Here is a 16,910-nt window from a genome sequence, read left to right as displayed (position 1 = left end):
TTCATGCCGGATCCCCCAGCTGAGCAAGGATCGAGTTGCGGCGCGTCGCCCACAGCCCTGCCGCGTGAAGCGCTCGGAACCGCGCCTCCATCGCCGCCAGCGCAGACGGGTTGGCGGCGGCCATGAAGGCGCGGACGTCGTCGCGGCCCAGCGTCGCGTCATGGTAGAGGTCGATGGCCTCGGGCGTCACGACGCCTGCGAGGTGCGCGAATGCGCCGAGATGGTCGAGCGTCGCCGCGAGTTCCGCCGCGCCTCGAAAGCCATGGCGCATCATGCCGTCGATCCAGCCGGGGTGCGCGGCGCGTGCGCGGACGACGCGCGCGACCTCCTCGGCCAACGGGCGGGCACGCGGGCGCGCGGGGTCGGTCGCATCGAGATGATACAGGGCGGCGGTGCCGCCGGCGATCGCCTGCGCAGCGGCGAAGGCGGCCTCGTGCGCGGCATAATCCGCAGCGAGCAGCAGGTCGGTCTCGGGCAGGTCCTGGACGTGGACGAAGGCGTCGGCGGCCGCGACGCGCGCTGCGATCCCCGTCGGGTCGGCACGCCCGTCGCCATCGTCCAACGCGTGAGCGGAGGCCGCCAGCCACGCGGCGCCTGCGGCCCGGCGGGATTGGGGCGTGTAGACCTCGGCGTCGTCGCCGATCCCGACGCCATAGTCGCCGGCCCGCGGCCCGTAGACGCGTGCGCCGGGCAGGGATGCGACGAAGGGATTGCGGTCCGCCGGCTCGTCCCGCGCCGCCAGCGCTCGCACCGTCTGGCCAAACATCGCGCAGAGCGTCGGAAAGGCGTCCCGGAACAGCCCCGACACGCGCAGCGTCACATCGATCCGCGGCCGGTCAAACCGCATCAGCGGCAGGATCTCGACTCCGGTCACGCGGTCGGACCCGTGATCCCAGACCGGCTCCGCCCCGAGGAGGTGGAGCGCCATCGCGAACTCCTCGCCGGCGGTGCGCATCGTCGCGGAGCCCCAGAGGTCGACGACGAGCGCACGCGGATAGTCGCCATGATCCTGAAGGTGGCGGCGAACGAGCTCGTCGGCGAGCCGCACCCCCTGCGCGTGCGCCGATCGGGACGGCACCGCGCGCGGATCGGTCGTGTAGAGGTTGCGCCCGGTCGGCAGCACGTCGCTCCGCCCGCGCCATGGCGAGCCCGATGGTCCGGGCGGGACCCGTCGTCCGGCGAGCGCGGCGAGCAGGCCGTCGCGCTCCGCCGGACCCTGCTCGCCGCGGCCGAAGACGTGCAGGCCGTCGCCATATCGGCTGTCCTTGACGTCGCAGACGAAGGCGTCGATCCGCGCGATCTCCTCCTTGCTCGATTGCGCCCGATCGAGCGCGAGTGCGTCGCCGAGCCCGAGCGCGACCGCCTCGTCCCCGATGTCGCGCTGCAGGCGGTCGCGACGCGTCGGATCGAGACCGGCGGCATTGGAGAACTCGTCGAGCAGCGCCTCAAGCCGGCCAAGCCCGATGCCACTGCCCGCGTCGACGAGAGGCGGCGGGACATGGCCGATCGCGACTGCGCCGATCCGCCGCTTGGCCTGCGCAGCCTCGCCGGGATCGTTGACGATGAAGGGATAGACGATCGGCATCGCGCCGGCGAGCGCCTCGGGCCAGCATGCGTCGGACAGCGCGACCGCCTTGCCCGGGAGCCATTCGAGCGTGCCGTGCGCGCCGACGTGGACCAGCGCGTCGGTGCCGCGCGCGCGCAGCCAGAGGTAGAATGCGACATAGCCATGACGTGGGCAGCGGGACAGGTCGTGATACTCGTCCGAGCGCGTTTCCACGCCGCCCCGCTCCGGCTGGAGCGCCACGATGGCCTCGCCGGCGACGACGGCGGCAAAGCGGAAGGCGCCGTCCGCGACGGCGGGATCGTCCTCCGGCGCACCCCATGCCGCCGTGACCTCGGCCCGCAGGGCGGCGGGAAGCCTCGCCAGCGCGGCATGATAGTCGGAGAGCGGCCATGCGACGGTGCGCCGCGCCAGCGCGGCGGGGAGATCGGTCGCAGCCGGGAGGCCGGTCGCGTAACCCGCAACCGCCAGATCTTCGAGCATCGCCCGGGCCGAGGCGATCGCGTCGAGGCCCACCGCGTGCGCCATCTGGTAGGTCTTCCCGGGATAGGTCGACAGCACGATTGCCAGCCGCCGTTCCGCCACGGGCTTCGCAGCCAACGCGGTCCAGCCGTGAACCCGGTCTGCGATACCCGCGATCCGGCCAGGGTCGGCGCGATGTTCGCGCCGCGCGAACTGCAGGTCGGGGTCACGCCCGCCGGCGTCCTTGAAGCTCGCCACGCCGGCGAACAGGCGGCCGTCCACTTCGGGCAGCACCACGTGCATCGCGAGGTCGGCGGGGGACAGGCCCCGCGCCGCCTCGGCCCATGCCGCGCGATCCGACGTCGCCAGCGCCACCTGGAACACGGGAACGCCCGCGACGTCGAGCGGGGTCGCACCGTCGGCATTCCGTGCCGAAAACGCGGTCGCGTTGACGATCGCAACGGGGGCGAGCGCGGAAAGCCAGCGGGTCATCCAGCCGGCGGCCGACGGCTCCTTGAGCGAGGGCGCGAACAGCGCGATGACGTCGTAGCCGCGCCTCTCGAACGCCATGTGCAGCGCCGCGACCGGATCGAGGTCGGCGGCCATCACATAGGAACGGTAGAAGACCAGAACGATCCGCGGCCGGATCGACGCCAGGGCAAAGGCGGCCGGGCAGATCACGCCGGCAGCGGGCTGCCAGCCGCCGACCGGGGCGATGGCGCGCGCCGTCGGGCCGGGTGTCACGTAAAGCCCCGCGGCGAGGGCGAGCTGCGCGATGGCCGCGCGCGCCGCGGATGCACCGCCGACGTCACAGAGCTCGGCGAGGCGGCGCAGCGTGGATGCGGGCAGCGTCGACGCCGCGTCGAGGCGCGGATCCTCGCGGCCGTCGGCGGGAACGATCGCCAGGGCGATCCGCCGCCGGCGGGCGAGCGCCTCGACCTGCTGGACGCCATAGGGCCAATAGGCGATGCCGCCGATCAACCGGATCAATATGCCCCTTGCCGCACCCAGCGTCCGCTCGACGTACGTGTCGACCGAGAGCGGGTGGGCCAGCTCGGCAAGATTGGCGAGCCGCAGGCTCGGCATGTCGACGCCGCCCGCGCGCCACCCCGCGGCGAAGGCGCCGAGGTCGCTGTCGGAGAAGGACAGCACGACGAGATCCGCGGCGTCCTGCCCCAGATCGCGCGGTGCCGCGCCCTCTTCGAGCCCGTGCGTTTCGCGGAAGACGACGTGCATGGCGGATCAGGCCGCCAGCGCCGCCCTGATCGTCGACGGATCGAGCCGGTCGCGTTCGGCGATCACCACGAGCTGCGTCGCGCGCGCCTCGTCCCCGCGCCACGGCCGGTCGTATTGAACGCGCACCCGCGCTCCCACCGCCTGCACGAGCAGCCGCATCGGCTTGCCCGCGACCGCGGCATAGCCCTTCACGCGCAGCACGTCGCCACCGGCGGCAAGCGCCTCGATCCGACCCGCGAGGTCGTGCGCGTCGGCGATCTCGCCCCATGCAAGGACCAAGCTATCGAAGTCGTCGTGCTCATGCTCGTCCTCGCCGTCATGATGCGAGGGGCGGGCGGCGAGGTCGTCCTCCGCGGCCGCGCCGAGCCCGAGCACGACGTGGGGGGCGACGATGCCGTCCACGAGTTCCACGATCGGCAGCGGGCGCGGGGTCTCGGCGGCGATGATCGCACGCGCCGCGGCGACGCCGGATGGGCCGGCGAGGTCGCATTTGGTGAGCAGCACCAGGTCGGCGCAGGCGAGCTGATCCTCGAACACCTCGGACAGCGGCGTCTCGTGATCGATGCTCGGATCGGCTGCCCGCTGCGCGTCGACTGCGGCGAGATCCGGCGCGAACCGTCCGGCCGCGACCGCCTCCGCGTCCGCCAGCGTGATCACCCCGTCGACCGTGATGCGGGACCGGATCGCCGGCCAGTCGAACGCCTTGAGCAGCGGCTTGGGCAGGGCAAGTCCGGACGTTTCGATCAGGATGTGATCGGGCCGCGGCTCCATCGCAAGGAGCGTCTCGACGGTCGGAATGAAGTCGTCCGCGACGGTGCAGCATATGCAGCCGTTGGCCAGCTCGACGATGTTCTCGGCCGGACAGTCCGGGATCGCGCAGCCCTTCAGGATGTCGCCGTCGACACCCAGCACGCCGAATTCGTTGACCACCACGGCGAGACGACGCCCCCCCGCGTGACGGATCAGATGGCTGATGAGGGTCGTCTTGCCGGCTCCGAGAAAGCCGGTGACGATGGTGACGGGAACCTTGGACAGATCGGACATGCTCTTCCCCGCGGCGCGACAGCAACGAACGGGCGGGGCCGATTGCGGACGGCGCGCGACGACGGACGAGCGCCGTGAAGCCGCCCAGCCACGCACCGATGCGGCCCCGGCCGCACAGATTCGTCGCTCAGACGGAGAACCGTGCCGCGACCATCCCCTGGGCCAAGGCAAGAGCGACCTTATCGCCGGCAGGTCTCCTGGCTCGCGGGTCGTAGCTCCGGCATCGCCTTCCCAGATCGCCGGTCAGAAGGACCAACGCGTCCAGTGGCCGCCCCCCGCATGGGGAGCATGACGCTTTCGCTCACCGCTTACAGTTGCAGGGACAGCCGCGGATTGGGAGGATCACCTCCGCACCGCATTCCCATTTAAACCCCTCGCGGGGCACCGGCGCGATCAACGAGGACCCTCTTTCGATGGCCCTCGACGGACATGATACCCTCGATCGCGCCCCTTGCCAATTCGCTTATGCCGCGACCTTGCTTCCAGGCCGGGCTGGTCGACGCGATCGCAGCGCGTATCGTTGGCATTCCGGTGCTCGGAGCGACGCTGGCATTCGTCCTGATCGTCCAGAGGACGGCATTACGTCATATCGCAGCAGCACGGCGCTGGCTCGGGGTACATCATGCCGCTGTCCGCTGGACGAACGTCCGAACTCGGGTGGGCACGAAGGCACCCTCAACGTCTGGTTCTGGGTCCTGGCGGCCGCACACTGTCAAACGGCTTCCAACCCGTCGGGTGCTATATGGCTCGGAACGTCGCGCGGACGTGCTCCACGAACGTTTCGGCGTTCTCCATCGCCGCAAAATGCCCACCGCTCGCGGCCTCTCCGAAATAGCGAAGATCGGCAAAGCGCGCCTCGGTCCAACGGCGGGACAGCCGCACCTGCTCACCGGGGAACATGCTGACCCCGGCCGGCAGCGGCACGGGCGCGCCCGGCATCCCTTTCGCCATCTCCTGCGCGGCTTCCCAATAGAAGCGAACCGAACTTGGCCCCGCGTTCGGCAGCCAATACAGCATGATGTCGTCAATCAGATGGTCGAGCGGAATGACCCGTTCGGGCTGCCCATCGCTGTCGGATACGTCCTGGAACAGCGCGTAGATCCAGCTCGCCAGTCCGATCGGCGAGTCGGCGAGCGCGAAGGCAAGCGACTGCGGCCGTGTGCACTGCAGCTTCATGTACCCCGAATAGTCGCGGTCGTAGCGCGCCGCATCGTCCAGCATCCGCTGCTCGGCCGGCGTCGCATTCGCCCGTTCCTCGTGTGTCGGCTGGGCCATCACCATGTTGAGGTGGATACCGGCGAGGCCCGGCATACGCATATGCGCCAGCGCCGTGGTGACTGCAGCACCCCAGTCTCCGCCTTGCGCCATCCAGCGATCACCATAGCCGAGCCGCTGCATCAGCACGCCCCAAGCCGAAGCGGTGCGGCCGACGCCCCAACCCGGCTCGGTCGGTTTATCGGAAAAGCCGAAGCCGGGCAGCGCAGGGATAATGAGGTGGAAGGCGTCCGACGCGTCGGCGCCATGCGCGCGCGGGTCGCTGAGCGGGCCGATCACGTCGCGAAATTCGAGCACCGATCCCGGCCAGCCGTGGGTCAGGAGCAGCGGTGTCGCGTCCGGTTCGGGGGAGCGGACATGGAGGAAGTGGATGCCGAGCCCGTCGATCACCGTGCGGCTGCTGCCCCAGCCGTTGAGCAGCGTCTCCGTGGCACGCCAGTCGTAACCGTCCTGCCATCGCTGGGCGAGCGCGCGGATGCGGTCCGATTGCGGACCCTGCGACCCGTCCTGCACTGTGCCGGCATCGGGCCAGCGGGTGCGGGCGAGACGATCGGCCAGATCGTCGAGGTCGGCTTGGCGGATGTGGATGGGAAACGGCTGGACGGCATCGCTCATGATAGGACTCCGGAAGGGGCGATCAGCGTGTTGGGGCGAGGACGGCTTCGACGCGCGTCCAGTCGGTCTTGCCGTAGCGATCCTTGTCGAGCGGCGAGAGCTTGCCGCGGCCGCTCGACATGTCGCGAACATATTGCATGCCTTGCCAGGCCGGGAACGGCGCATCGCTGGTCGGCGACAGCGTGCGCGCGATGCGGATCAGCATCGAGAGACGCCCGAGCCCACCTGCACGGAACGGCTTCCACCTTCGGCCCTCGAGACGCGTCATCAGGATCGCGAGGTCGCGCGGAGACACGACGTCGCCGGCGATCCGCAGGAGGCGGGGCGCATCGGCATCGAGCGCCACGTCGGCGGTATAATCAGCGACATCGTCTTTTGTCGTGAAGTCGAGCGGCTGGTCCGCGTCGCCCCAGTACAGGATGCGGGCGAAACGCGGCAGCACGATCGGCGCCTCACCGGTCAGCAGGTCGGCGAAGGCGCCGTTGAGGATCGAGGTCGCGCGGATCGGCGCTGCATCGACACGCGCCATGAAGCGGCGTCGCAGGTCCATGTTGCGATTGTCGCCGGGGCGGGTCTTCGTGAAATCGAGCGAGAAGTCGGACGGGATGAAGCGCGGTACACCCGCCGCAACCGCCGCGTCGAGAAGACGGCCCTGAAGACCGAGAATGACCGGCTCCAGCCCGTTCAGGACCGAGACGACGCATTCCGCCCCCGCCAGCGCATCCGAGAGCGCAGCCTGATCGGCAAAATCGACAGGGACCGGCGTTCCGCCCCGCCCACGTACGGCATCCTGCGCCGCGGCCGGCGTTCCGCTGCGGACCAGGGCCCGCACGTCCACGCCACGCCGTATCAGGGCAGATAGCACGCGCCCACCGAGATCGCCGGTCGCACCGGCAAGCGCGATCGTCCGTGGCGCGACCCCGCCGTCATCGTGACCGTTCACGTCCTCGAGCGTCATCCCCGCCATCGCCAAACCCCTTGCCAATAAACTGAACTATACCGTTCAGTTTCATTCAACCGGCGCATGGCTTATATGGTTGCGTGATGCAAACGCTTACCGACCCAAAGCCCGATTTAGCCAAACGGCGACGCGGCGGTCGACCGTCCGCCGACCAGGCCGGCGACGTCGATCGCCGGATTCTTGACGCCGCCACGGACCTGTTCCTGCGGATCGGATATGACGCGACGAGCTGCGATCAAGTCGTGACGCAGGCGGGCGCGGGGAAGGCGAGTCTCTACGCCCGTTATGCCAATAAGGAGGAGCTGTTCACGGCCGTGGTGCGGCGAATGGTGGATCACACGCTGGTGCCGTCAGGCGTGGTGCCGTGGCATCTGTGCGTCCAAGACCGGCTGCGCGCGGTGGGACATAGCCTGCTGGAGCATACGTTGACGCCCGAGGCGGTCGCGCTGATGCGTGTCGTTGTCACCACCGCCCACCGGATGCCCGATCTCGCCCGGCTGGTGGACCGGATCGGCCGCAATGGCGGCGTCACCTGCGTCGCCCAGGCGATTGCCGGCGCCGACGCCGCGCCCGACCGGATCGCGCAAGCATCGGATGTCGCGGGCCGGTTCATCGACATGGTGTTCGTCCCCCACCAGATGCGCGCGCTGATCGGCGACGATCGCGCGCAGCTCAATGCGACCGCCGCACGTCGTATCGACGATGCGATCGATCTGCTCACGCGCGCGGGATGTTTGGATCCAGCCGACGCGGCTTAGGTCGCCCCATTTGTCGTTCCTTATTCACCATCCTTGTAAGACGGCTGCCGGGTCATCGGGCAGGGCGGGGCTTGCCGCGCCGCCTTGCGCGGACATGGAGGAACGCTCGATAAGCGCGCATGAAACACACGAAATCTGCACGTGACGAGCGTATTCCTGCCCGCGTTTGAAACACACGTGGTAGGGCACCATGAAGACCCAGAGCGTAATCTTGTTGGCCGGTTTGGTGATGACCGGTTGTACCGGGCCAACATGGCCGCGCGACCAGATTCCTGCCGGAATGGAAATTGAGCGCACGCTTTTTGCGGGTGGCGGCTTTGGACTGCGGGAGAGCTGTGATGCCTTGGTTGTCCAGCTTTCCAGTGCGTCGACTGTTCGCCTGGTCAGAGTTAAGAGGACAACGTCCGGTACCGATCTGATGCCGCCAGACGGCTGGATGACGACGCCCCTCCCGGCCGCCGGCAGCAGAGCCCCTTATGAAGCGGCCTTCGGCGGATGTAAGAATGGCGCGAGTCCGTTAGGAGACTTGCCAGGAACGCTGAAGCGCCCTGGCGCCTTCTACAAGATACTGAAAGACGGCGAAGCGATATTGATAATATCGCCCCGAACAAAGCTGGCAGGCTACTTCAATTTTGGGTAGTTTGGCTTGCCTGCTGCGCAAGCAGCGCAATACGACCTATGTGTGCGCAAGAACACATTCGCTGAAGACGTATTGGCTCCCAACAGACCAGTAACGCCGTGCTCGAGACCCTCAGCGGCCTCACACCCTAGGAATACATGGCCAAGATCTGGACGTCAGGGTCAAACCGTTCATCGTCCATCCGATGCACCAGATGCCGGGACTGAGCACCTAGCGGATGTGCTCGACCTTCAAATTCCTGATCTTCCCATTTTTCCACTCCCGATCGGCCGTAAGGGCGGAGACGCCAAGCTGAACGGCAAGCGCAAGACACGGTCGATCGCCCAGCCCGCGGCCATATTGGCGTGTCTGGGCATGCAGCGCGGCAGCGGCATAGGTTGCTTCGACATCATGGGCACGAACGTCCAGTCGGAGTTCACCGAGGAATTCGCGCGTAGTTGCCTCATCAAGGCCGCTGAGCAGAAGCTCCTTGACGACATCCTGAAGGTTGACTGCTGAGATCGCTGCTCGACCTATATGCGGTGTGACCTTATCGGCACCGCTTTCCTCACGCATCAATGCCAGCACAGCGGATGCGTCGAGGACAGCCGATAGTACGCGTCTCGAGCCTTGGCGTCAGCTGACACCTCGTCGAGGTCGGCTGCTGCTTCTGCCTTCCGCGCCTCAAGGAAGTCCTCTGTCGTGCGGGCATGCTTGGCATGTTCGCGGTACAACGCCTGCGCGCGCGATACGCCATGTCTGATTGGTGACAGACGAACTTGATCATCTTCTACGGTCGGAATGATCTTGGGGTCACCCTGCAACCCATGGCCTTTCGCACAGATGCTGGCAGTACCATACGTCGGTTACTGGCTACGCTGCTATCTATCGTCTGCAAGGCCATCGATCCACGCCCTTCGGAAAAGATGTCAGCGCATAGCGACATGCTAGCTGTACTGACACAAGAGGTGTACCGGATGATGAAACATTGCGCCAACGGCCGCGGCCGGGAAGAGGGAGGCTTAACGTATTTCGCCTGAACAGGCCTATACAAGGCTATCTGGCATCGGCTTGATAAGCCTAGTCACATAGCTTCGCCTGGGCGTCATAGCGGCCACCAGTGATGACAATGGCGAACTGAGGTATACCGATACGAGCCGAGGAACGATGCTGGGACAGCCGAACACGATCATTCAGGCGGCGCGGGTGTATCTACGGGTGAGCACCGACGAGCAGGATCTCGCGCGGCAGGAGTCGATCGTTGCCGGCGCTAGGGCGGCAGGCTTCTATGTCGCGGCGGTCTACCGGGAGAAGGCATCGGGTGCCCGGTCGGATCGGCCCGAGCTGCTGCGCATGGTTGAAGACCTGCAGCCAGGCGAAGTCGTCATAGCGGAGAAGATCGACCGGATCAGCCGATTGCCGTTGCCCGAGGCAGAGCTGCTGGTGGCAACGATCCGGGGGAAGGGGGCGCGACTTGCCGTGCCCGGCATCGTCGACCTATCCGATCTCGTCGCCGACAGTGCCGGAGTTGCGAGGATCGTGCTCGAGGCGGTGCAGGACATGCTGTTGCGTGTCGCACTGCAGACCGCGCGGGATGATTACGAGGCCAGGCGCGAGCGGCAGCGCGAAGGTATCGAAATCGCAAAGCGGGCAGGGCGCTATACCGGCCGCAAGCCCGACCTTGCCCATCACCGGCGTATCATCAGCCTGCGCGATGCCGGCATGAGCATCGCGCGAACAGCCGAGCTAGCCGGATGCAGCATCGCTCAGGTGAAACGGGTTACCGCTTTGCACCGAGCGAAAGCTGCGACGCGATTGATCAGCGAGACGGCGGCCGACGAGGAGCCGTAAGGCACCAACTCGCCCAAGGCGCCATACGCAAGGAGGACAAAGACAACTTGGGCATTAGTCAGGAGTTTGATCTCACTTACCTAGATGGGCAGACGCTTTGTGTCTGCCCTTACGCCATCATACTTCCGCTTCGCCTTCTTCAGCGGCGTTAGAGGCAGGGGCTGCCTGCTTGCTCTTGCGACCAAGTCCGATCGTCTTGGCCATGGCACTGCGGTTCTCGCTATAGGAGGGCGCAACCATCGGATAGTCGGGCTTGAGGCCATAGCGCTGGCGGTACTCGTCGGGCGTTAAGCCGTTGGAGTTGAGGTGGCGGCGCAGCGTCCGATAAGGCTTGCCGTCGATCAGCGAGATGATGTGGTCCCGCGAAGCGAGTGATTTACGCACCGAAACGGCCGGCGTGAAATCCGTAGAGCCGGCTTCCTCTTCAACCGCCGGCGTCTCAAGCTTGGCGAGGGCAGCGTGCATCGACTGCAGGAAGGCCGGAACGTCATCTGCTGAGGTGCGGGTATTGGAGTTGCGCAGCCAGGCAATGGTGAGTTCCGTGGCAAGCTCAACGGCATTAGCAGACTGGGACATTCTCACTCACTCTTCTCGGACTCCCGCGTCAGGAGCCTTTGTGTGGATACTCGCCTTAATAGCGCTCGGGTCAGGAGAAATTAAAGGCTGATACCCCGTCTGGTCATCTCGGCTGCAGCCAGCCTTGCGAGCGATGTGGTGGGTTTTTCGCGAAAGATGTCCGCAAGGTCGAGCAGGTCTTCATTGCCGAGCGTGGCGATTGCCTCTTCAATCTCGGCAAGGCTCTGCACCGCGGTTGCGCTGTTGGCCGCAAGCCGTTTCGATCGAGTTTTTAGCATCGGGGCATCATAACAGGATCTGAGCCGTTCGACATGGGCTTGTGCGATCAACCCGTCATTACATTCGTTACGAGCATTCGGGATACTCGCACCCGCGCGAAAGGAGCAACGTGATGTCGAAGCTTAGCTTACACGATCTATCAAAAAAAATGGCCAAGTTGGATTACACGATGATGGCCACTCGCTCGTCAGATGGCACGATGACGGCGCGTCCGATGAGCAACAATGGTGATGTTGAATACGAAGGCGACAGCTACTTCTTTGCCTATCAAAACTCGCGCAAGATCGCAGATCTGCGCGCCGACCCGCACGTCACTCTCAGCTATACCGGTGCCGCTGGAATGCTCGGTGGTCCTCCGTTGTTTGTCACCGTTGAAGGCGTTGCGGCGCTGATTGAGGACAAGGCCGCGTTTGCCGATCACTGGACGAAGGATCTTGATCGCTACTTTCCCGAAGGCATTGACACCCCCGGTGTTGTGATGATTCGTATCGATGCTACGACAATCCGCTACTGGGATGGCGGCGACGAAGGCGAAATTTCTATCTAAGCGTGCAGCCGCCAGAGGTATGATACAGGACTTCCGCGGCATTGCCGCAGAAGTCTTGGACTTAGAGCGTCTTGTATGTCCCGCCTCTTGAGGCAGTAGACGCCAATCAAAGGTTTTAGGAATGCACGTCTACGACAGATCCCGTTCACTCGCGCTGCACCGTCTTGTTTAGTCGCCCGACACGGCATTTTACTGTCACCATTCTCTAATCAGGTTAGCGATTTCGCGGCCGCGTTCGATCAAGTCGGCAGGATCGAAATTATCGCGTGCCTTGATATCAGCGATACACAATGCGCCTAAGGCATTTCCTCTGTGATCAATAATCGGCGCACCAGCATAGAAGCGAATAAATGGGTCGCCTTGGACTGGTGCGAGGTTGTTAAAGCGATCGTCTGCCAAGGCGTTCAGAGCCACGGTTGCTCGCGCCGGGTCTTGTATGGCTATGTTGCAAAACGAATCGTCCCTGCGCGTTTCCTTCACATCTATGCCAACGGCCGAAAAGACGATCTGCTTTCCACCGAATAGGATGGATAGAGCTGCAATGGGCGCTTCGTACCTAGCCGCAACAAAGCTGACTATGCTCGCAATTTCAGAGCCGTGACCAACGCTAAGGAGTCCGCTTTGCAGCACGGCTGCCTCACGTTTCCAGGCTAATTCGCGATCGCTCATGTCATCACCCTCAGACGTACATAGTAAGCGTCTGCCTATTTCTAGCCGTTGATGCAGGTTAAGTACGAACCGTACAAAGTTTGACAGGAGGCAACGAGTTATGCCCGCTAGGTTCTGCTACGGATCAGAACTGCTGCCTGGACGCGAGCGAGCGCATCGTACGGTGTAGTTCCTGTTCAGTCATCTCTTGATCGAACAGCAGCCCTCCTGAAAAATCCTCTCTCCATACAGTACTACCATGCTTGACGGTCCCATCCGGCAACTCGATTGTAACGGATTGACCCGCTTTCAGCTGGATCAAGCCATCGGTTCCTAGCCCGGTGCGAGACATATCGACGGCAACGAGGTCCGTCCGATTGCCTCGTTCGTCGGTGACCCGGATGTCGGCCGCAATGACGTGACGATCGGACTTGCGCGAATTGAAGGGCATGAGGCTGTTTCTCCAAGCAACTTGTGCCTCGGGGGTTCGCCTTTATGAGCGGTTACAGCACCGATGTGGGTGTAAAAGCGGCCAATGACCTGCAATGAGGTGTCAACGGGGAAGCGCCGTCGCTTGATTGGGACTGCGGGGCTTCTACCGCTTCAATCGAAGCTCGGGATCTCTCGCTGCGGCGTCCACCGCTCTGTTATGGATAATAAGCATTCAACGATCGAGCTATCCGCATTTAAATGCCGAACTCCCAGTCGCTCTTTACTAGGGCAACACGTCCTTGAATCGCAAGCCTCGTCTATTGCTACCATCGTTGTAGATGCAAGGCACATGACTCCACTATCTTATTACTCTCGACCGTTCCCCGCGTCGATTGCCAGGCAAGCCGATAGGCCACCTTCAATCCGTCGTGGTCAGACAGGCGATCACCCGATGCCGGCGCGTCGAACATGGCCTCGACCTTGGTAGGTCGCACGGTAACGGCAGCACCGCTGCTGAAGAGCTGCAGATCCTCTGTGTCCAACCAGGGTTCGTCGCCGTCCCAAGAGGCCGCAACCTCACAGGCGGCATTTGGCGCGGCGCAGTAACGGTGCACCATCGTGAACCCGCTGAGGCTCGCTTCGAAGTGGGCCAGTCGATCCGAAGCGCCGCGCATGTTGAAATCTCCGCCAAAGATCCCGGGCGCCCTAGGCGCCGATTTTGCGGCAACGAAGCGCGCCAACTCGTTCACCTGAAGCGCATGTGCCGCACCATGCCTCTCGGGCGGCACCCTTGAAGCCTTTTGAGAATTTAGATGTGTGTTAAAGATATCGATCGGTTGAGAAACGCCCGGTACGGCAATCCGCACATGCTGAATGCCCTTATTGCTGAGGCAATCGAAACCGGCACATCGGTTCTTGCCGAACGGTTCTGACTCGCTGGCTATGATCGGATAGCGGCTGAGCACAGCCAGACCCGATCCAACAAGATGGAAGCCAGTCTCACCTTTCCTCCAAAGCTTTGGACCACGCATCCGATCTGTCGCAGTCAGGCGGCTCCGCCGTGTCCGTGTCGGACCCCAAGCTCGGTACGGGTAACCAGCCTGCGTCATAGCTTTGACCGCGGCCGCGCTGAACATTTCCTGCACGAGGATGACGTCCGGGGCTTTCCCGCGGGCATTCAGGTCAGCAAGGGTGGCGCCGATCTGCTTCAGCGAAGAAGCTCGCCCGCGACGAGCAGGCCACCCCAATCCTTCGATATTGAAGGTGAGAACCTCCAGAGTGGTGCTCGCCTCGGCGCCGTCGGCGGAGTGCACGACGTTCGACTCTGCCGGGATCGGGGCGGCACCAGAAGCGAGCTTTGCCGCTGGCAGCTTGGTGCATCCGGTCACCAGCAGCAGAAGCGCGCAGGCAATGTGCTGCGCCGTGGCTCGTCTCGTGGCGGAGGGAGTAAGCTTCGCGGTGAGCGGGGATATCGACGGCCTCTTCATTTACCTTGCCGGAATGACATTCATGGCGAGCAGAGCGAAGACCGCGAGGCCTGCAACGAGGCGGTAAACGACAAACGGCATGTAGCTTCGCGTTGCGATGATGCGCAGGAAGGCGACGATCACGCCATAGCCCGAGACAAAGGCGATCACCGTCGCAAGCAGAGTTGGCCCTGGCCCGAATGCACCGAACTGACCCCAGCTATCCGCAAGCTCGAAAACACCCGATGCCAGCACCGCCGGGATCGCAAGCAGGAACGAATATCGCGCCGCTGCCTCGCGGGTGAAGCCGAGCATAAGGCCCGCACTGATCGTACCACCCGACCTTGATACGCCAGGCACAAGCGCCATAGCCTGTGCAAAGCCGAGGATCAGGCCGTTACGCCAGCTGAGCTGCTCAAGCGTCAGTCGCTTCGTGCCGAGACGGTCCGCCAAGCCCAAAAGCAAGCCGAAAACGATCAGCATCGTTGCGGTGAGATGCAGATCCCGCAGACTGCCCTCGATCGCGTGCTTGAATGACAAGCCCAGGACCGCGATAGGCAACGTGCCTAGAATGACAAGCCAGCCCATGCGTGCATCTGGCGATAGGGCGGCGGGGCGGCGGATCAGAGATCCCAGCCATGCCGTAGCGATACGCCAGATGTCGGCGCGGAAGTAGATCAGAACGGCTGCCTCCGTGCCGATCTGCGTCACGGCGGTGAAAGCAGCGCCTGGATCGACCCCCGATGGCAAAAGGGCACCTGCGATCCGTAGGTGGGCGCTCGATGAGACAGGAAGAAACTCCGTGAGACCCTGAAGCAACCCAAGGAAGGCCGCTTCAATCCACGTCAGCCAAGTGGCATCCATTAATTGATCCTAGTGCTCTGCGTAATTGGCCGCGAGGTATGGTCAGTATCCTCGAAATCTTCTGCGTAATCGTCGCGTTCAAGTGCGTCCGGCTCCTCGCCTATGTCCTCAAGCGCTTCGCGGTGACGATGGGTGGACTGCGCCTCGATGTATACGCGGCGCACTTCCGGGAATTCCTCGCGGATGCCATCTTCAACATCCGATACTATGCGTTCAACGGTGCCAGCCAGCGTATCGTCTACAAAGTCGGCCGAGACGAGTACCAGCACCTCCGACGGACCAAAGTGCATGGTCCGCACCTCGTTGACCTGCTCGATCGGCCTTACGCGCCCGAGGATCTCGCGCAGCCGATCCTCAATGGCCGGATCGGCGGCCTGCCCAGTCATGAGCACATAGCAGCGCCGAGCGAGGCTCAGGGCCGTGAAGGCCAGGATTACGCCGATTGCAATCGAGGTCCAGCCATCGAGCGCCGGCATGTCGAGCAGCACCGCGAGGCCAATACCAATCAGGGCGGCAAACAGGCCGGCGAGGGCAGCTGTTTCCTCGTAGACCACAGCGAAGACCGTAGGATCACGATGCTGACGGATCGTCTCCATCATACCAAGAGCGCGGCGCTTCGCCTCACTGCGCACCTGGCGTAAGGCCACTGCCAAGGAGGAGCCTTCCAGCAGGATGGCTATTAAGAGGATGACGACGTTGACCCATGCGCTTTCGATGGGCTCGGGGTGGGCGACCTTCTCGGCGCCCTCGTAGATCGCGACACCCGCCCCCAAGGCAAAGACCGCCATCGCAACAACGAAACCCCAGAAGTACAGGCGGAGACCATAGCCGAACGGGTGAGATGCGTCGGCGGGTCGGCTCGCGTCCTTCATACCGAAGAGCAGCAAGACCTGATTGCCCGTGTCCACGAGGCTATGAATGCCCTCCGAAGCCATCGCGGACGAGCCGGTGTAGGCAGCCCCGCAGAACTTGGCGATGGCGATCCCGGCGTTGGCGGCTAGAGCGGCAAAGAGCGTGTGCCTGGAGGCGTGAGCGGACATACCGACCCTATCGTCCCAGAGGTGCGGTTAGCCAACAACTTTGACATATTTCTTCGGATTCCCTGCAACTGTGTTGGCAGCGGAAGACGGCTCTGTGCGGCGCCCATTCGTATGAAGCGTCAGACGAGAATAAGAAGAAGGGCTGCCCCGCTGGCGCGGGACAGCCCTGCCTCGAAGATTCAATCAGTTAGATCTTGTCGCCAAGGGTGTCCTTGACGCTGCCCTTCACATCCTGGCCGGTGCCCTTGAGCTGCTGTGCCTTGCCCTCGGCTTCCAGCTGCTCGTTATCGGTGGCATCGCCGTAAAGCTCTTTAGCCTTGCCTGCGATCTTGTTGCCTCCCGCGTCCAGCTTGTCAGTAAATTCGCCCATGATCTTTCTCCATTTTTTGCGTCTAAAAAGCTGTCGAACAGAAAAATAAACGGGGCAATCAGATTGCAGTTCCATGCAAAAAAGAATGTTGCTGACATGCGTATTTTGGAGGGAACAGTAAGGTTCGTGTAATGTAGCCGCGGTACTTGTTCGAAACTTTGTGTGCGGACGTCAATCGCCGTGTGCGGAACTCCTTCCGCGAGCGTCACAGCAGCCTGAGCCGCGAGGGACGCCGAGACAGACTAAAGTGCTCCGTACCCTAGTCATGATAGGCCTGACGGTCGCGGCGCTGGTCTTCGCCGG

18 protein-coding genes and 1 riboswitch are annotated in these 16,910 nt (G+C 63.9%); of the genes, 4 read left to right on the top strand and 14 right to left on the bottom strand.

From position 1 onward, the window contains the following. Position 1: 1 nt before the first annotated feature. From cobN to PBN85_RS18245, 4 genes are all read right to left on the bottom strand, one after another. The gene (cobN, locus tag PBN85_RS18260) at positions 2-3,262 is read right to left on the bottom strand and encodes a cobaltochelatase subunit CobN (RefSeq protein ID WP_271300975.1); all 3,261 of its coding nucleotides are present in this window, start codon (positions 3,260-3,262) and stop codon (positions 2-4) included. Positions 3,263-3,268: 6 nt separating this feature from the next. Further along, on the bottom strand, positions 3,269-4,306 hold the full coding sequence (gene cobW / locus PBN85_RS18255; protein WP_271300974.1) for a cobalamin biosynthesis protein CobW: 1,038 nt from the start codon (positions 4,304-4,306) through the stop codon (positions 3,269-3,271). A 170-nt stretch (positions 4,307-4,476) separates the two neighbouring features. Further along, a riboswitch (cobalamin riboswitch) is annotated at positions 4,477-4,710 on the bottom strand. Between the two features lie 334 nt (positions 4,711-5,044). Continuing rightward, positions 5,045-6,196, bottom strand: coding sequence for an epoxide hydrolase family protein (locus PBN85_RS18250; protein ID WP_037533421.1), 1,152 nt, complete (start codon positions 6,194-6,196; stop codon positions 5,045-5,047). A gap of 22 nt (positions 6,197-6,218) precedes the next feature. Continuing rightward, positions 6,219-7,154: an aromatic alcohol reductase gene (locus PBN85_RS18245; protein WP_271301087.1), complete on the bottom strand. Its 936-nt coding sequence runs from the start codon at positions 7,152-7,154 to the stop codon at positions 6,219-6,221. 86 nt (positions 7,155-7,240) lie between these two features. Here PBN85_RS18245 and PBN85_RS18240 point away from each other — a divergent pair, with 86 nt between their 5' ends. Beyond that, on the top strand, positions 7,241-7,915 hold the full coding sequence (locus PBN85_RS18240) for a TetR/AcrR family transcriptional regulator (RefSeq protein ID WP_037533424.1): 675 nt from the start codon (positions 7,241-7,243) through the stop codon (positions 7,913-7,915). Between the two features lie 190 nt (positions 7,916-8,105). Next, positions 8,106-8,555: a hypothetical protein gene (locus PBN85_RS18235; protein WP_271300973.1), complete on the top strand. Its 450-nt coding sequence runs from the start codon at positions 8,106-8,108 to the stop codon at positions 8,553-8,555. A gap of 210 nt (positions 8,556-8,765) precedes the next feature. Here PBN85_RS18235 and PBN85_RS18230 read toward each other — a convergent pair whose 3' ends face one another. Continuing rightward, entirely contained in the window at positions 8,766-9,110 is a 345-nt protein-coding gene (locus tag PBN85_RS18230; protein WP_271301086.1) for a PIN domain-containing protein, read from the bottom strand. Continuing rightward, positions 9,110-9,358, bottom strand: a complete 249-nt coding sequence (locus PBN85_RS18225; protein WP_271300972.1) for an AbrB/MazE/SpoVT family DNA-binding domain-containing protein — start codon at positions 9,356-9,358, stop codon at positions 9,110-9,112. Before PBN85_RS18225 ends, PBN85_RS18230 begins: the two co-directional genes overlap by 1 nt. A 343-nt stretch (positions 9,359-9,701) precedes the next feature. Between PBN85_RS18225 and PBN85_RS18220 the strand changes: the two genes are divergently transcribed. Beyond that, positions 9,702-10,385: a recombinase family protein gene (locus tag PBN85_RS18220; protein WP_200870380.1), complete on the top strand. Its 684-nt coding sequence runs from the start codon at positions 9,702-9,704 to the stop codon at positions 10,383-10,385. Between the two features lie 117 nt (positions 10,386-10,502). Here PBN85_RS18220 and PBN85_RS18215 read toward each other — a convergent pair whose 3' ends face one another. Together PBN85_RS18215 and PBN85_RS18210 are read right to left on the bottom strand one after the other, a co-directional pair. Beyond that, positions 10,503-10,961 carry a MucR family transcriptional regulator gene (locus PBN85_RS18215; RefSeq protein WP_037533429.1) on the bottom strand — a complete coding sequence of 153 codons (459 nt, stop codon included), beginning with the start codon at positions 10,959-10,961 and terminating at the stop codon, positions 10,503-10,505. 80 nt (positions 10,962-11,041) lie between these two features. Continuing rightward, positions 11,042-11,290, bottom strand: a complete 249-nt coding sequence (locus PBN85_RS18210) for a hypothetical protein (RefSeq protein WP_152542187.1) — start codon at positions 11,288-11,290, stop codon at positions 11,042-11,044. Positions 11,291-11,352: 62 nt separating this feature from the next. On the opposite strand from PBN85_RS18210, the gene PBN85_RS18205 reads away from it, so the two are divergent. Next, entirely contained in the window at positions 11,353-11,787 is a 435-nt protein-coding gene (locus PBN85_RS18205; RefSeq protein WP_271300971.1) for a pyridoxamine 5'-phosphate oxidase family protein, read from the top strand. 195 nt (positions 11,788-11,982) lie between these two features. Here PBN85_RS18205 and PBN85_RS18200 read toward each other — a convergent pair whose 3' ends face one another. From PBN85_RS18200 to PBN85_RS18175, 6 genes are all read right to left on the bottom strand, one after another. Beyond that, positions 11,983-12,456 carry a GAF domain-containing protein gene (locus PBN85_RS18200; RefSeq protein ID WP_152542188.1) on the bottom strand — a complete coding sequence of 158 codons (474 nt, stop codon included), beginning with the start codon at positions 12,454-12,456 and terminating at the stop codon, positions 11,983-11,985. Positions 12,457-12,580: 124 nt separating this feature from the next. Then, positions 12,581-12,886 carry a hypothetical protein gene (locus PBN85_RS18195; RefSeq protein WP_037533439.1) on the bottom strand — a complete coding sequence of 102 codons (306 nt, stop codon included), beginning with the start codon at positions 12,884-12,886 and terminating at the stop codon, positions 12,581-12,583. Positions 12,887-13,190: 304 nt separating this feature from the next. Then, positions 13,191-14,354: an endonuclease/exonuclease/phosphatase family protein gene (locus PBN85_RS18190; protein WP_271300970.1), complete on the bottom strand. Its 1,164-nt coding sequence runs from the start codon at positions 14,352-14,354 to the stop codon at positions 13,191-13,193. After that, a complete protein-coding gene (locus tag PBN85_RS18185; RefSeq protein ID WP_037533442.1) occupies positions 14,355-15,197 on the bottom strand; it encodes an undecaprenyl-diphosphate phosphatase in 843 nt (280 codons plus the stop codon). Further along, complete coding sequence (locus tag PBN85_RS18180) at positions 15,197-16,237, bottom strand: cation diffusion facilitator family transporter (protein WP_271300969.1); 1,041 nt, start codon at positions 16,235-16,237, stop codon at positions 15,197-15,199. The genes PBN85_RS18185 and PBN85_RS18180 overlap by 1 nt, the downstream gene beginning before the upstream one ends. A gap of 187 nt (positions 16,238-16,424) precedes the next feature. Next, positions 16,425-16,607 carry a CsbD family protein gene (locus tag PBN85_RS18175; protein ID WP_271300968.1) on the bottom strand — a complete coding sequence of 61 codons (183 nt, stop codon included), beginning with the start codon at positions 16,605-16,607 and terminating at the stop codon, positions 16,425-16,427. Positions 16,608-16,910: the final 303 nt, after the last annotated feature.

Source organism: Sphingomonas sp. CV7422, from assembly GCF_027945725.1.
GTDB lineage: Bacteria > Pseudomonadota > Alphaproteobacteria > Sphingomonadales > Sphingomonadaceae > Sphingomonas > Sphingomonas kyungheensis.
This window is presented reverse-complemented; position numbering and strand designations above follow the sequence as displayed.

Excerpts from the sequence above, each read along its gene's own strand:
- cobN (WP_271300975.1), bottom strand. The coding sequence starts at position 3,262 with ATGCACGTCGTCTTCCGCGAAACGCACGGGCTCGAAGAGGGCGCGGCA.
- PBN85_RS18205 (WP_271300971.1), top strand. The coding sequence starts at position 11,353 with ATGTCGAAGCTTAGCTTACACGATCTATCAAAAAAAATGGCCAAGTTG.
- PBN85_RS18220 (WP_200870380.1), top strand. The coding sequence starts at position 9,702 with ATGCTGGGACAGCCGAACACGATCATTCAGGCGGCGCGGGTGTATCTA.
- PBN85_RS18250 (WP_037533421.1), bottom strand. The coding sequence starts at position 6,196 with ATGAGCGATGCCGTCCAGCCGTTTCCCATCCACATCCGCCAAGCCGAC.
- PBN85_RS18240 (WP_037533424.1), top strand. The coding sequence starts at position 7,241 with ATGCAAACGCTTACCGACCCAAAGCCCGATTTAGCCAAACGGCGACGC.
- PBN85_RS18230 (WP_271301086.1), bottom strand. The coding sequence starts at position 9,110 with ATGCGTGAGGAAAGCGGTGCCGATAAGGTCACACCGCATATAGGTCGA.
- PBN85_RS18180 (WP_271300969.1), bottom strand. The coding sequence starts at position 16,237 with ATGTCCGCTCACGCCTCCAGGCACACGCTCTTTGCCGCTCTAGCCGCC.
- PBN85_RS18185 (WP_037533442.1), bottom strand. The coding sequence starts at position 15,197 with ATGGATGCCACTTGGCTGACGTGGATTGAAGCGGCCTTCCTTGGGTTG.
- PBN85_RS18245 (WP_271301087.1), bottom strand. The coding sequence starts at position 7,154 with ATGACGCTCGAGGACGTGAACGGTCACGATGACGGCGGGGTCGCGCCA.
- PBN85_RS18190 (WP_271300970.1), bottom strand. The coding sequence starts at position 14,354 with ATGAAGAGGCCGTCGATATCCCCGCTCACCGCGAAGCTTACTCCCTCC.
- PBN85_RS18215 (WP_037533429.1), bottom strand. The coding sequence starts at position 10,961 with ATGTCCCAGTCTGCTAATGCCGTTGAGCTTGCCACGGAACTCACCATT.
- cobW (WP_271300974.1), bottom strand. The coding sequence starts at position 4,306 with ATGTCCGATCTGTCCAAGGTTCCCGTCACCATCGTCACCGGCTTTCTC.
- PBN85_RS18200 (WP_152542188.1), bottom strand. The coding sequence starts at position 12,456 with ATGAGCGATCGCGAATTAGCCTGGAAACGTGAGGCAGCCGTGCTGCAA.
- PBN85_RS18195 (WP_037533439.1), bottom strand. The coding sequence starts at position 12,886 with ATGCCCTTCAATTCGCGCAAGTCCGATCGTCACGTCATTGCGGCCGAC.
- PBN85_RS18235 (WP_271300973.1), top strand. The coding sequence starts at position 8,106 with ATGAAGACCCAGAGCGTAATCTTGTTGGCCGGTTTGGTGATGACCGGT.
- PBN85_RS18175 (WP_271300968.1), bottom strand. The coding sequence starts at position 16,607 with ATGGGCGAATTTACTGACAAGCTGGACGCGGGAGGCAACAAGATCGCA.